The sequence below is a fragment of the Algibacter sp. TI.3.09 genome, from assembly GCF_038154905.1.
Lineage (GTDB): Bacteria > Bacteroidota > Bacteroidia > Flavobacteriales > Flavobacteriaceae > Algibacter.
In genome coordinates this window covers 12,114-27,511 of record NZ_JBAKAN010000008.1, presented here as the reverse complement: position 1 = coordinate 27,511, position 15,398 = coordinate 12,114, and the positions used below count along the sequence as shown (strand labels likewise).

8 protein-coding genes are annotated in these 15,398 nt (G+C 34.8%); 4 read left to right on the top strand and 4 right to left on the bottom strand.

Annotated features, from left to right (window positions below; translation table 11 throughout):
• Window positions 1-3: 3 nt before the first annotated feature.
• The 4 genes from V6246_RS17290 to V6246_RS17275 form a co-directional block, all read right to left on the bottom strand.
• Window positions 4-2,328, bottom strand: a complete 2,325-nt coding sequence (locus V6246_RS17290; protein ID WP_341561713.1) for a GH92 family glycosyl hydrolase — start codon at window positions 2,326-2,328, stop codon at window positions 4-6.
• A 12-nt stretch (window positions 2,329-2,340) separates the two neighbouring features.
• Window positions 2,341-4,374 (bottom strand): glycosyl hydrolase 115 family protein, encoded by a 2,034-nt coding sequence (locus tag V6246_RS17285; protein WP_341561712.1) that lies wholly within the window; start codon window positions 4,372-4,374, stop codon window positions 2,341-2,343.
• 172 nt (window positions 4,375-4,546) lie between these two features.
• Window positions 4,547-6,190: a RagB/SusD family nutrient uptake outer membrane protein gene (locus V6246_RS17280; RefSeq protein WP_341561711.1), complete on the bottom strand. Its 1,644-nt coding sequence runs from the start codon at window positions 6,188-6,190 to the stop codon at window positions 4,547-4,549.
• Between the two features lie 18 nt (window positions 6,191-6,208).
• Entirely contained in the window at window positions 6,209-9,274 is a 3,066-nt protein-coding gene (locus V6246_RS17275) for a SusC/RagA family TonB-linked outer membrane protein (protein WP_341561710.1), read from the bottom strand.
• 247 nt (window positions 9,275-9,521) lie between these two features.
• Between V6246_RS17275 and V6246_RS17270 the strand changes: the two genes are divergently transcribed.
• The 4 genes from V6246_RS17270 (at window position 9,522) to V6246_RS17255 (ending at window position 15,395) form a co-directional block, all read left to right on the top strand.
• Window positions 9,522-10,898, top strand: coding sequence for a 3-keto-disaccharide hydrolase (locus V6246_RS17270; RefSeq protein WP_341561709.1), 1,377 nt, complete (start codon window positions 9,522-9,524; stop codon window positions 10,896-10,898).
• 25 nt (window positions 10,899-10,923) lie between these two features.
• Entirely contained in the window at window positions 10,924-12,273 is a 1,350-nt protein-coding gene (locus V6246_RS17265) for a Gfo/Idh/MocA family protein (protein ID WP_133968731.1), read from the top strand.
• An 88-nt stretch (window positions 12,274-12,361) separates the two neighbouring features.
• The gene (locus V6246_RS17260; RefSeq protein WP_341561708.1) at window positions 12,362-13,564 is read left to right on the top strand and encodes a Gfo/Idh/MocA family protein; all 1,203 of its coding nucleotides are present in this window, start codon (window positions 12,362-12,364) and stop codon (window positions 13,562-13,564) included.
• Window positions 13,557-15,395, top strand: coding sequence for an alpha-L-rhamnosidase-related protein (locus tag V6246_RS17255; RefSeq protein WP_341561707.1), 1,839 nt, complete (start codon window positions 13,557-13,559; stop codon window positions 15,393-15,395). Before V6246_RS17260 ends, V6246_RS17255 begins: the two co-directional genes overlap by 8 nt.
• Window positions 15,396-15,398 lie beyond the last annotated feature (3 nt).

Genomic DNA, 15,398 nt, shown 5'->3' with positions numbered 1-15,398 from the left:
TTATTATTTAGAAACGTTAGACATTTCTAAAATTAATTCGCCACCGTTTAATAGATCTTGATGAGAAATACTATAATTTTCAATTGGCTTATTATTCAAATTCACTTTACTAACATAAACATTGGCTTCGCTATTATTATGCGCTTTTATGCTGAATGATTTATTTGAATAATAATCTGGATTTAATTTGATAGTAACCTCATCGAATATAGGACTTCCTATTTGATATTCTGGGTTGGTTTCTGTTCCTCCATTCATTTGAAATAATCCAATTTTCATAAGAACTGAAAGACTTCCCATTAACCCTTGATCTTCATCACCATTAAAACCAGTAGATGGAGACAAGCCTGCAAAAGCTTTATTAATAACGGCACGAGACCAATATTGAGACAAATCGTTTCGCCCTAATTTATTAAATACAAAAGCCGTTTGCATAGATGGTTGATTACCATAGTTTACAGGAATTCTACTATACTCTGGGTGTAATTCTTGTGAATGCGAATTTCCTGCTGTAAATCCAATTTCTTGGGCTGTTTTAAATTGTTGATTAAGTTTTTCAACTGCCCTATCATTTCCGCCCATTAATGTTGCTAAACCTTCTAAATCGTGAGGTACAAACCATGTAGATTGCGCTCCATTAGACTCTATAAAACCATTTTCGGCTTGGTAAGGATCGAAATCTTCTTTCCATACACCTGCTAAGTTTTTAGGACGCATCCAAGTTGATTCAGCATCAAACACATTTTTATAATTGTTAGATCGTTTTATAAAATAATTATAATCGTCATTATGGTTTAACTTTTTAGCCAACTGCGCTAAAGTCCAATCTTGATACGCATACTCCATGGTCATGCTTGCTCCATCTTGATGACCTCCAAAAATACCATCTGGAATTGGGTAAGGCACATAGCCATTTTCAATATAATATTTTAAACCGCCACCTAAGCTTGTATCATGCTCGTAACCGGCTTTCCCCATAATACCATTAAGCATGTGGTTCTTTTTTAAAGCCTGATAAATACCTTCTAAATCTTCTGTAATTATTCCTTTTTGAATAGCACTTACCATAAATGGTGTAGAAGATGCTCCCGTCATCACGTAAGTGTAATTTCCTCCAGAAGGCCCACGTGGTACTAAACCACCATCTTTATAATATTGCATTAATGAATGTGCAAAATCGGCCATGATTTCAGGATAAGCAATTCCCCAAAGTGTATTTATTGTCCATTGCGCACCCCAAAATGAATCGGAATTAAAATGATTAAATTTCGGTTTACCATTTTCATCTAGCGGTAATTGACCAATTCTAAATGCCGCTCCCGTATTATCAGGATATGCACCATTAGCATCATTTATAATTCTACGGCCTTGCAGTGCGTGCCATAAATCGGTATAAAAACGCCTTTGTGCTTGTTCTGTATTTCCTTTTACATCAATTCGCCCAAGTAACTCATTCCATTCACTCTTAGAATCATTTACAATTTGGTCGAAATCCCAATTTGGTAATTCTTCATTTATATTAAGATTTGCATTTTCCACGGAAGTGTACGATATACCAACCTTCATTAAAACGCTCTTTTTATCTTCTTTTAAACTGACGAGGTAATTACCCGTTTCTTCATCTTTTTCTAAAGCTTCAATTTCAGTATTCAACTTCACTTTAAAATAAACCGTTAACGGTTTTGGTCGGCGATGTGTTGGTTCCATAACCAAATGCCCCGAAAGTTCGTTTTTATTATTTTGTTCTAAAACCCCATTCGAATTTTCACAAGGTCCCAAAATGGTATTCAAATTAAAAAGAACGGCTGCATTTTTATTTTCAGGAAACGTAAATTGATGTAAACCCACGCGTTTTGTACTTGTAAGTTTAGTTTCTATTTGGTAGCGCTCCAATTCTAGGCTATGAAAACCAGGTGTTATTTGCTCTTTATCATGACTGAATTTTGAATAAAAATCTTTAAAAATATTACTTTTATTCTCTTCGGAAACAGTAACTGGCATAACAGAAATACCAGACATTTGCCAAGCATGTATATGGCTAAACCCTTTAATAGTATCTGTTTTAAAACGATAGCCACTACCCCAAGCACCTCCAATTTGTGTATCTGGACTTAAATTAACCATCCCAAATGGGCGATTAGCCGACGAGAAGAAAAACCAACGTGAATTTTCGGTATCTAATAACGGGTATACTTTTGCGGTATAGTCTACAGTAGATTCCGTATTTGTTTTTAAATCCTGATTTGCCTCTTGTTTACAAGAAAACATGGCAACACATACAACACTTAAAATGTAAAATCTGTTCTTAAGGAGGGGGTATAACTTCATTATTATAGGTTTTTAAGGCGTAATTTTATTTAAGTTTTCTTCAATAGCCGATAACATATCGTTAGTAGGAAAACCATTGTTTTGTCTTCTATTTTTTATAGCGTACCAATCTTTCCATTTATCATCTAAATCGCCTGATGCTCTGCGCTTGTAAATAGTTTCTAATTGTTTTTTAGCTGAAGGAAGCAATGCTTTAGCTTCATTTAAAAACGTTACATTTTTAGATTCTTCGAACTGGTTTTTAAGTTTTGTCATACTATGAAGCGTAGTTTCAAAAGCAATTAAATCATTATACAATTGTACAGGTAACAAAATATAAGCATGATAGAAATCGGTCGCTTCAATTTGATAACCTTGCTCTGCTTCCGTTAAGGCTTTTTGTACGTTTTTAGCAACATGTTCCGTAGTTTCATAATCACCTATAACCCGGTTATAATCGAAAGGAATTGGCGTTTTCCCTGGCCTTCTAATTGGTGCGTTTGATAAATATGAAACCGCTTCGCGAATTTCCCATAAATGCTCTACATAACCTTTACGCCCTTCTTGCGCTTCATGCAAATATTTCATGGAAGCTATAGCGTGATTTGATACGCTTTCTGAAAAATATCTAGATGTCCAGCTCTTGTAAAATTCATCTCCGTTAAACGTTTCTGGATTATTACACATAGCGCTATAAGCCTCTAGATTTAATAAAAAGGGTCTGAAATTTTGTCCGTTTACCAAACAAAATTTATCAGCATTATATGTTTCAAACATCTCCTTCATTATCGTTTCGACCTTGTTTGGGTATGGATTATGAACCGTATGGTTTAACCAATATCCTGCATGCATGTAAGTCCCAAACTCATAATTATCGGTTGTATTTGGTAGATGTTCGAAATCGCCAAAACCATGATCGGACCAAAGTACCGTCCAGTTTGTTGGTGGTCTAAAACCTTCGTTCCACATTTCCATCCCATCAGAATAACACACCAAAACTTTTGAAGCATTAGGTTTATATTCGTCTATTAATTTTCCGAATTCAACATAAACTTCATTAAATACATCTATTTTACTCTCGCCACAAGTACTCTCGTATTTCCAATCCCAAACTTGATGACGCGGACGCAGAATAAAAATATCGGTTTTCGCCAGTGGTGTTTTCTCTAAATAGTAACGCCAAGCACTTATCCAATCATCTTTATAAGTTTTCCAACAATCGGCTTTATCTGCCGACATAGGATGAATTTGGTAGCCTAACTCAAAATCTATAGCCACTTTCATGCCTTTTAATTGGGCATAATCGATCATTTTATCTATAAAATTAATATCGACTTGATAATCTGGTTTTAGTTTTTTGTACTCTGGACGAACATAGAATTCTGGTCGTCCCAACATATCGAATAACTGTATGGCGTTGTAGCGCATGCGCACTAAGGCATCTATTAATTCAGTATAAGTTTCCCAATCGTACTCTAGTAATTTACCTCGGTAATTTGCTAGCTCGTCCACATCGTTTTCAAAATAGGCTAAAACGGGAACTTTTGGTGGTGCTATAGTTTTTGCTGTGAAGTTAAAGATGGCTTCGTTATCTATTTTACTCGCTGTTTTACCTGTCCAATATTCTAAAGGATCTATACCTAAAACGTCTTTTGAATAATCGTAAATGGCATACTGCAAGCCTTGCACGTCTGAGCCTCCAATTACAATCGTGTTTTTATAATTTTTGTGATTTACTTTTGCCCAAATCCCACCGCGACTTCCGGGTATTTCAATGGACAAATTAATGTTTTTTTGAATGGCTAATTCTTGGATTAACGCATTTGAAGTTGGTGTTCCTAGAATGAAAACTGTGCCGTTTTCTGGAAAAGCTTCTTTTTCTGAAACAATTTTAACTTCGGAAGTAATTACTTTTTGTAAATCTGTTTTTAAATCATTTATAGTGTTTAATTCTACTTTGGATACATTATCGCCAACCACTAAATAGAACGATTTATCTACTGTTTGTGTACATGAAAAGCATAAAACAACTATTAATAGAATACTTAAAATGTAATTTTTTTTCATATTTAAAATGGGCTTCAAAATTGATTGTATCTATAATTTAGAGTAAACGTATTTAACAGTTTCTATTTACCAAAATGAAATGGCTCTTAATTAATAAAAATATAGGCAGACATATTCTCGCCTGCCTATATAAACTAACTTAAAACAACTAAATCTTTTAATTTGCTATTAATTAATAATTTGGGTTTTGAGTCATTGTTTCTGGAGAAATCTCTATTTCCTTAATTGGAATTGGACGTAATAAATGTTTTGAAGCATCGAAAGTTCCGTGATTAAAATAATGCGGGTTATTAGCAAGTTTCTCTTCTAATTTACCCATACGTTTTAGTACTGCCCATCTATTAGACTCACCAATTAATTCTAAAGCGCGCTCTACTAAAATATTATCTAAATCTACTGTTGTGTAATGGTCTGCAACACCTGTAGCACGCTCCCTTACCCTATTTAAATGAAATAAAGCTTGCGTTGTATTTCCGGCACCTAAAAAGGCTTCGGCTGCTATAAGATGTGTTTCTGCAATTCTAAAAATGAATGTATCTCTAGCTCCACTAGTTTCTGCTGCAAAAATTTCATCATCAAACTTTTTCATGATTGGGAAATTGATAAATGAAGGATTTAAAGAATACTTATAGTTTACACCATCAATATCTGCAGGAACTCCAAATAAATACTGATCTGGTTGATATACCCAGTAACGGTCTAAACGATCTTTAAGCTCGTCTATATCTAGCGTGTTTTTTGGAAAATAAACTAAAGTATCACCAGGATTAATAATGTCATCTGCAAGTCCACTTGCCTCATCGGCCATAATAGTTCTATGGATTGTTACATTTTCTCTACTATCATTATCCTCAAATAAAGAATAAAAATATGGTGTTGGCATTAAACTGTTACCCTTTGTACCATAAGGATTTGCACGACTTACTCCTGGCAAATCGAACACTTGATACATAAAAAGAGAATGCTTGTTATTATTACTATCTTCTGAAATACCTGTATCACTCCATTGTCCTGCAAAAAGGATCTCATCATTTACTTGATTATCATAAGCAAACACATCTTCAAAAGACTGACTTCTAATATCGTAAGAACCAATAGCTGCAACTGCTAAATCGGCAGCTGTTTGAAAATCTGTGCTTTCACTAAAATCTGAATATGCACGCGTTAAATATACTTCTGATAAAACATGTTGTGCCGCTCTTTTAGAAAAACGTCCTGTCTCTGGGCTATCAAGTAAATCTGGTATTGAAGCTTCTAACTCTTCAATGATTAAAGTGTAAGTTTCTTGCTCTGTCGATCTTGTATAATTGTTACGAATACTTTGTGGCTCATCTAAATCTAAAACAACTCCACCATATTGTTGCGCCAAATTAAAGAAGGCTAACGCTCTTAAAGCTCTTGCTTGAGCTATACCATAAGCTTTTTCACCTAATTTAGCATCACTCCAATTTATTTGAGTTTCATATCGATTAATAGCCGTATTAGCTTTAGAAATCACATCGTAGTTTGCACTCCAAACACCATTTGTTTGCGGCGCGTTAAAACCAACATAATCATTGGTACTTGAAGTCGAAAAAATTTCTCCTTGAGTTGTAAAAATATCGGTTCCTTCAAATTTATAACCATAATTTTGATAAACTGATCTTGTAGAAGTATAAAGCCCTACTATAAATTGATCTGCTGTACTTTCATCAATAAAGTTCTCACTTGTTATTTGTGTGTATATATCTTCTTCTATAAAGTCGTTACAACCACTAAGCAAAAGCGATCCACCTAATACAAGTGCAAAGTATTTTATATTTTTTATTGTTTTCATCTTTAATAAAATTTTAAATTAGTAAGATAACTTAAGTCCGAATAATATCGTTTTTGTTAAATAACCTGAATTATAAGAATTCTGTAATCCTGTTTCAGGATCTGGACCTTTATAATCTGTGAATACAAATGGGTTTTGTATATCTAAAGTTAATCTTAAACTAGACATTCTTAATTTTTCTAAAACATCATCAGTAAACTGATAGCCTAAACCGATATTACCGATTTTAACAAAACTTAAATCTTCGTAATACCATTCTCCTGGGTGACCATATTCTGGTGCAGGATACTTAGCATCTGTATTATTAGGAGTCCAATAATCTAATTTTATTTTGTTAAATGTAGCATCATCACCATTATACGGTGCAAAGTGAGAGTAAAACTCTGAGTGACCGAAAGAACCTTGTCTTGTATAAACCTGTACAGATAAGTCTAAGTTTTTATAAGTAAAGGTGTTCGTCATACCTCCAATCCAGTCTGGAGATACTTGACCTAAAACCATTTTATCTTCAGCACCAATAGTACCGCTATTATCAACATCTCTATATCTATATTGACCAGGAAAAGCACCATAAACGGCAGCTGCTGCTGCTTCGTCTAATTGCCAAATACCATCTACTTGGTAGCTATAAATAGCATCTACAGGTTGCCCTACTTCTAACACACCATGTGTTCCGTAAGTTTCTTTATCTAGATCACCATCTAACTCAAGAATCTGGTTTTTATTTTTTGCAAAATTGATACTTGTAGACCATTTAAAATCTTCTGTTTTCACATTCACAGTGTTTAAAGTAATCTCGATACCTTTATTTTCTACTGAACCATAATTCCCTGTTGCAGTTGAATATCCTGTTATGTTAGACAATGTTTTATCCAAGATAGCATCTATCGTTTTCTTTCTATATAATTCTAAACCTAAAGTTATTCTGTTTTGTAGAACACCAAAATTTAAACCTATATTCACCTCTTTAGAACGCTCCCATGTTAATTCATAGTTAGGTAAACCTGCTACGCCAACACCATTGGTATGCGTATCTCCAAACACATAATCTGAGCCAGATAAAAAGGCTAATGAGCTATACGAACTAACTGGACTATCATTACCAGATTCACCATAACTTAAACGCATTTTTAAATTACTTAACCAATCTACGTCTTGTAAAAAATCTTCATCACTCGCTTTCCATGCAAATGCTGCCGATGGGAAAAATGCCCATTTATTGTTAACTGCTAATTTTGAAGACCCATCATAACGTCCCGTGAAAGTAAATAAATACTTGTCAGCAATGCTATAATTTAAACGACCTGCAAATGATGATAAAGTTTCTTTTCTATAGTTAGTATCGTAATCTCTAACATCTAATCCTGCTGCTGTATTATAAAATGAGTAAGAATCGGTATCAAAATCTCGTGTTTCAATATTACTCCACTCTAATTGATTGTAGTATACAGAAGAAATTAATGTTGCTTTTAAGTTTTGAGTTTCTGTTATGTCGAAATCAAAATTTACAATATTATCCCATGTATAAGATGTTTTAAAAGAAGAATCATAATGAGATTGTATTCTAGCTGGTTCATTTCTTGCAGCTTTTGTATACAGACCTCTATATTCACCAAATCTAGTATTCTTAATATTTGGAGCAAATTGTGTTTTAAAACTTAACCATTCTGTTGGTGCGTAATTTAAAAATACATTAGCAATTACATCTAAAGACTTCGTATTCGTTTTCCAAGCACCTTGCGCATCGTAATAAGGATTGGTAAAACGTCCATCTTGATCGTCTGGAAACAAAATTACATTTCCATCAGGATCGAAAGAATTAACTGTTGGCGCTAAACGCAATGTACTTCTAAATAATTCTCTACTTCCTTCTTCTCTTTCAGATAAAGCTAAATATGCTTTTACACCTGCTGTAAATTGATCAGATACTTTTTTAGTTATAGACGCACTTAAGTTGTAACGATCGTAACCTTCTATACCTACAACACCTTCATCACTTAAATATCCTATAGAACCACTATAAGTTAAACCATTTTCACCACCAGACATACCTAAATTATGACTTGTTTGTATTCCCGCATGACGGTAATCTCCAGCCCAATCTGTATATCTACCATTTGCAGCATTACTTGCTTCTTCATTGGTAGTTCTTAATTCTCTACTTAAATCTACAGCAACATTATTATAATCTTCTACTGTAGGAACATTTCCATTTTGAAAAAGACCTTTCCAAGCAGTACTTCTTAATGCTTTATCAACAAAATCTACATACTCATCACCATTATACATATCAGGTACATTAGTTGCAGAACGAACACCTAAAGTAGCCTCGTAAGTAAATACTGTTTTTCCTTCAATACCGTTTTTAGTTGTAATAATCACAACACCATTAGCACCTCTTGCACCATATATTGCTGTTGCAGAAGCATCCTTTAAAACATCCATTTGTTGAATATCGGCAGGATTTAAAATATTGATATCATCGAAAAAGATACCATCTACTACATATAAAGGCTTAGATAAATCGTCTGCAGCACTATCACTAACACCATCACGACCCCCATCGGTATTTTTAATTACCGTATTCCCTCTAATATCAATAGATAATGGAGCTCCAGGCTTGTTACTTAAAGTTCTAACATCTACACCCGCAATTCTACCTTGCATGGCCTGACCAATATCTGTTTTCTTTTGTTCTGTAAGCGCTTTAGTATCTAAAGACTCAACCGCACCTGTTAAATCGGTACGTTTCACAGAACCATACCCAATAACAACTACTTCATCAAGTTGAGCGGCGTCTTCTTCTAACTTCACATTTAATGTTCCTTGTCCTTTATATGTAAGTTCTTTAGTTACAAACCCTATAAAAGAGAAAGTAATTACATCTCCACTTTTCGCATTAAGTTGATAATTCCCATCGAAATCTGTGGCGGCTCCATTCGATGTTCCTTTTATAATGACGTTCACTCCCGGAATAGGCACATTTTGACCATCGGTTACTACGCCTGACACTTTTGATTGCGACCAAGAGGCACTCGCATAACCTATCAATAAGGTTACTAATAAGAGTTTTAGTTTTTCCATATTATTATTTAGTATTAGTTATACCGCTAATTTATAGTTAAACATTTGTTAATAGATGGACTTATTGATCCAAATTATGGATACAATCATCAAATAAAAAAGAAGTTAAAACTTAAAAATCCCAATATATACGGGAGACAAAACATGTTTTAATATGATTAATACGTCCATTAGACTGAATAAAGTGTCCATTTAACATTAATGAAAAAAAGGTATCTTAGTAGAATAATAACCAAGCTTAATTAAAATGAAAAAGACCCTTTTTTATAGCAAAGTATTTCTTGTTGCTATAGTATCTGTATTATTTAGTTGTAAAGAAACGCCAACAGACACCACACCTTGGCAACCCTTATTTGATGGAGAAACCCTTAATGGATGGCATCAATTAGGAGGTACAGCAGTATACACCGTTCGGGACCAATCTATTGTTGGAACTACGGTACACAACACACCAAATTCTTTTTTAACTTCAGATAAAATGTATGGAGATTTTATTCTAGAATTAGATTACAAAGTAGATTCTACAATGAATTCGGGTATTCAAATTAGAAGTAATAGCATACCTACTTATAGAGACGGACGTGTTCACGGTTATCAAGTTGAAATCGACCCATCTAAAAGAGCTTGGAGTGCTGGTATTTACGACGAGTCTCGTCGTGGCTGGTTAAACACTATGGAAAACAACCCTGAAGCTCAAAAAGCTTTCAAACAAAACGACTGGAATCACTACCGTATTGAAGCTATTGGTGATACTTTAAAAACATGGATAAACGATGTTCCTGCATCTTATTTAATAGATGATAAAACAGCAAGCGGATTTATTTGCTTACAAGTACATGGAATTCATGCTGATAAAAAGGAAGGCACAGAAATTGTTTGGAAAAACATTAAAATATTAACTGATAACCTTAGTGAGTATTCTAAAAAATCTTCTCTAGAACCTATTGTTACTAAAAACAAACTAACTATAGATGAAAAGAAAAAAGGATGGAAATTACTTTGGGATGGAAAAACTACTAACGGATGGCGCGGTGCAAAACTTGAAGAATTCCCTAAAAATGGTTGGCAAATTGAAGATGGCGTTTTAAGTGTATTATCTTCTGGAGGAGCCGAATCTAATGCTGGTGGCGATATTGTAACCACAGAACAATTTGGTGATTTTGAATTAACAGTAGATTTTAAATTAACACCTGGTGCAAACAGTGGTATTAAATATTATGTAGACACTAACATGAATAAAGGAGCAGGTTCTTCAATTGGTTTAGAATATCAAATTTTAGACGATGCTTTACATCCTGATGCTAAATTAGGCAATCATGATGGTAGTAGAACCGTAAGTTCTTTATACGATTTAATTCAAGCAGACGTAAACAAACCTATTCACGCAATTGGCGAATGGAATACAGCATATATTATTTCTAAAAACAACCACGTAGAACATTGGTTAAACGGAACAAAGGTTTTAGAATACGAAAGAAAAAGCGATGACTACAAAAAGTTAGTATCGGAAAGTAAATATGCCAAATGGCCTAATTTTGGAGAGTTAGATAAAGGAGAAATATTACTTCAAGATCACGGAGATTTAGTATCCTTTAAAAATGTAAAAATTCGTCCTATCAACTAAATTTAAACCACCACAACAAAACATTATGAGTTCTAATAGAAGAGATTTCTTAAAAAAAACAGCTTTAGGTGCCGTTGGAGTAACATTGGCCTCTAACAGTATAAATGCCATGTCGGCAAAAAGTTATTCAAAAATCATTGGTTCTAACGACCGTATCAATGTAGCGATACAAGGTTTAGGTCGTCGCTATGGTGCATACATGTCTGCCATTGCAGATAAAAATAATAATATTGAGTTGAGCTATTTATGCGACGTCATGAAAAGCCAACGTGATAAAGCAGCCATTGAAGTATCTAAAAAACTAGGTAAAACACCTAAATTAGAAAACGACATCCGTAAAATCTTAAATGATAAAGATGTAGATGCTGTTTTTATGGCCACTCCAGATCACTGGCACGCACCTGGTGCTTGTATGGCTATGCAAGCAGGTAAAGATGTTTACTTAGAAAAGCCTTGTAGTCACAACCCAAAAGAGGGTGAGTTACTTGTTGCTTATCAGCAAAAATATAATAAAATTGTGCAAATGGGGAACCAACAACGTTCGTCTTCACAATCACAAGAAGTCATAAAAGCCATTCACGAAGGTGTTATTGGCGATGTGTACAATGCCATTGCTTTTTACACAAGTAAACGTGGGCCAGTACCTCATCAGAAAAAAACGGCTCCGCCAGAAGGTTTAGACTGGGATTTATTTCAAGGTCCAGCTCCAAGAAGAGAGTATACAGATGATACGTGGAACTACAACTGGCATTGGTACGGTTGGGATTATGGAACTGCAGAAATGGGAAATAATGCCACACACGAACTAGATATTGCACGTTGGGCACTAGATGTTAAGTACCCAGAGCATGTAGATGTAAAATCTGGTAAATTCCATTATAAAGATGATGGTTGGGAAATGTACGATACTATGGAAGCTACATTTCGTTTCGCTGGCAATCGTTCTATCCAATGGGATGGCCGCAGTAGAAATGGTTACGACAAATACGGAGCAGGTCGTGGTACACTAGTTTACGGTTCTAACGGTTCTGCTTTTATAGATCGTGATGGTTATAAACTATTTGATATTAAAGGAAAAGAGCAAAAAAACAATATAGTAACAGGTATAGAAGATGGAAACGCACTAGGTGGTGGCGGACAACTTTCTAAAGCACATACGGTTAACTTTTTTGATGCTATTAGAGGTAAAGCCCCATTAACATCACCTATAGAGCAAGGCGCTATTAGCCAGATGTTAACGCACTACGCAAATATTGCACATAGAATTGATGATGCTTTTGAAGTTGATGAAACTACCGGACGTATTTATAATAGAGAAGCTATGAAACTTTGGTCTAGAACTTACGAACCAGGTTGGGATATTAAACCAGTTTAATTAAAAAAATAAAACCTCGGGATTCATGTCTCGAGGTTTCTGCTTAAATTACCGTTTCTGTGGAAACAGGAATTTAAAAAATATTGAAATGAAAAGAAGAGATTTTATAATCAAAGGAGCAATGGCTTCTGCTGCAGTTACTACTTCGGCCGCAGCCATGACCAATGTATTTGATTTTAAACACGCAAACGACACCTTAAACATAGGGATTATTGGCACCGGAGATCGAGGCACTGGTCTTTCGGCTAACATTAATTCTATCAAGAATTTTAATATCCTTGGCTGCTGTGACACCTTGCCTTTTAGATTAGAAAATGGTTTAAAAGCAGCAAAAGGAACAGCTAAGGGTTACACCGATTATCGTAAACTTTTAGATAACAAAGATATTGATGCTATTTTGGTTTCTACTCCATTTAGCACACATTCCAAAATTGCTATGGATGCTTTAGATGCTGGCAAACATGTGTATTGTGAGAAAACTATGGCCAAAGGTTTTGGAGGCATTCAAGATTTGGTAAATAAAGTCGATCAATCCAATCACGTATTTCAAACTGGACATCAATACCACAGTTCTAGACTTTACACCCATGTTGTAGATTTAATAAAAGCAGGTAAAATAGGAAAAATTTCAGCTTTTGAATGCCAATGGAACCGACACGGAAACTGGAGACGCCCTGTACCAAGTCCTGAATTAGAAAAACAAATTAACTGGCGTATGTATCGCGAGTTTTCTGGTGGTTTAGTAGCCGAGCTTTGCTCGCATCAAATAGATTTCGCAAACTGGGTTTTAGGTGAAACACCAAACCAAGTTATGGGTACCGGTGGTATAGATTACTATAAAGATGGTAGAGAAACTTACGATAATATTCATTTAATATACAATTACCCAAGCGGTGTAAAAGCTAAATTTACTTGCCTTACCAGCAATGCTAAAGATGGTTACCAAATAAAAGTAATGGGCGATAAAGGCACCATTATTTTAAGCTACACCAAAGCATGGTTTTTCCCAGAAGGTGGTAAGAAAAAAGAATTAGGTATTGTAGATGGCGTATCTGGCGCCACTGTAAAATGGGAAAAAGGATTAGGGATTCCTATTACTGTAGACCATAAAGAGCCTAGTTTACAAGCTTTAATCGATTTTAAAGATAGTATTACAAACAACAGCAAACCTATTTCCGATATTAAAACCGGTGCTAATACAGCTATCTCTGTTCAAATGGGCTTAGAAGCAATGTACACCAACAGCATTATTAAACAAGATGAATTTAAAGGCTTTAAATTTTATGAATAAATATATATTATGTCTATTTACCCTAGTGGCTTTTTCAAGCTTAGGCGCTCAAACTTCTACTAAGGATCTCGATTTAGAGACCTCTTTAATCGAACCACAACAGATTATTAAAATCAGTGATTCTCACTATTTTATTGACTTCGGAAAGGCCTTTTTTGGGAATGTAGAGATTACATCAAACGTGAGTCAAAACGATTCTTTAATTATTCATTTAGGTGAAAAGTTAGATGGCGAATTTCATATTGATAGAGATCCCGGAAAAAACATTCGCTACAGATCCTCGAAGTTAAACACATTAGTAGCAAACCAAGCTATAACTCCAGAAATACAAGCGTATAAAAGAAATACAACAGGCGCTGCAATTATGTTACCAGAAGATATTGGAGCCATTATTCCGTTTCGTTATTGCGAAATTGAAAATCTAAAAGTTCCTATTGAGTCTATTGAAATCATGCAAAAAGCACTTCATTTTAAATTTAATGATGATGCCAGCGCTTTCTCTTCATCAGACCCTATTATGGATTCTATTTGGGAACTTTGTAAACATACCATAAAAGCTACAAGCTTTACCGGGTATTACGTTGATGGAGATCGGGAGCGCATTCCTTACGAGGCCGATGCTTATATCAATCAACTAAGTCATTATAGCGTGGATAACGAGTATTCTATGGCGCGCCGCACAAATGCTTATTTTATAGACAATCCTACTTGGCCAACCGAATGGTTGTTACACACTGTACTTATGTTTCATGCCGATTACATGTACACAGGAGATATTGAGCCACTTAAACAAAACTACGAGAATTTAAAGCTTAAAACTTTAATGGATTTAGAACGTGCCGATGGTTTAATAAGCTCTAAATCGCCCAACCTAACCAAAGATTTAATGTCGAAATTAGGTTTCAAAAAAGCAAATGATAAGCTTAAAGATATTATAGATTGGCCACCTGCACAAAAAGATACCGGTTGGAAACTTGCAACACCAGAAGGTGAACGCGATGGTTACGAAATTGTAGATGTAAATACTGCTGTAAATGCGTTTTACTATTATAATTTAAAATTAATGACTGAAATTGCAACCGTACTTAATAAAACTGAAGATGCTGAATTCTATAAGAAGAAAGCCAAACTTGTAAAAGCAACTATAAACAGCAAACTATTCGATGCTGAAAAAGGTTATTATATCGACGGTGAAGGCTCTACACACTCGGCTTTGCACGCCAACATGTTACCATTGGCTTTCGATTTAGTACCAGAAGAACACGTAGCAACAGTTGCTGAGTTTGTAAAATCTCGTGGTATGGCTTGTAGCGTTTATGGTGCTCAATATTTATTGGAAGGTTTATACAAAAATAACGAGGCGGAATACGCATCAAGTTTAATATCAAACACTGAAGGTGATAGAAACTGGTGGAACATGATACAGGTAGGCTCTACAATGACTTTGGAAGCTTGGGATGTAAAATACAAACCCAATGCCGATTGGAATCACGCTTGGGGAACTGCACCGCTTAATGCTATTACGAGATACATGTGGGGTATTAAACCAAAAACAGCTGGTTTTAAAGTTGCTGACATTAATCCACAATTAGCTGGCTTAACTTTTACGTCTATTAAAGTGCCTACCAAACAAGGTTTTATTTTAGCTGAATACAAACAAGAATCTAACAAAAATGATGTTTATACCGTGACGATTCCGGAAAATATGACGGCAGAATTCACACTTCCTAAAAACTTAAAAAAGGTTTCTTTAGATAACAAAAAAGTAAAAGAAAAATCTTTATTTTTAACACTTGAAAGCGGAACACATCATATAAACATAGCTTACTAAGCA

Coding starts and splice junctions, on each gene's coding strand:
- V6246_RS17290 (WP_341561713.1), bottom strand. CDS start 2,328: ATGAAGTTATACCCCCTCCTTAAGAACAGATTTTACATTTTAAGTGTT.
- V6246_RS17285 (WP_341561712.1), bottom strand. CDS start 4,374: ATGAAAAAAAATTACATTTTAAGTATTCTATTAATAGTTGTTTTATGC.
- V6246_RS17280 (WP_341561711.1), bottom strand. CDS start 6,190: ATGAAAACAATAAAAAATATAAAATACTTTGCACTTGTATTAGGTGGA.
- V6246_RS17275 (WP_341561710.1), bottom strand. CDS start 9,274: ATGGAAAAACTAAAACTCTTATTAGTAACCTTATTGATAGGTTATGCG.
- V6246_RS17270 (WP_341561709.1), top strand. CDS start 9,522: ATGAAAAAGACCCTTTTTTATAGCAAAGTATTTCTTGTTGCTATAGTA.
- V6246_RS17265 (WP_133968731.1), top strand. CDS start 10,924: ATGAGTTCTAATAGAAGAGATTTCTTAAAAAAAACAGCTTTAGGTGCC.
- V6246_RS17260 (WP_341561708.1), top strand. CDS start 12,362: ATGAAAAGAAGAGATTTTATAATCAAAGGAGCAATGGCTTCTGCTGCA.
- V6246_RS17255 (WP_341561707.1), top strand. CDS start 13,557: ATGAATAAATATATATTATGTCTATTTACCCTAGTGGCTTTTTCAAGC.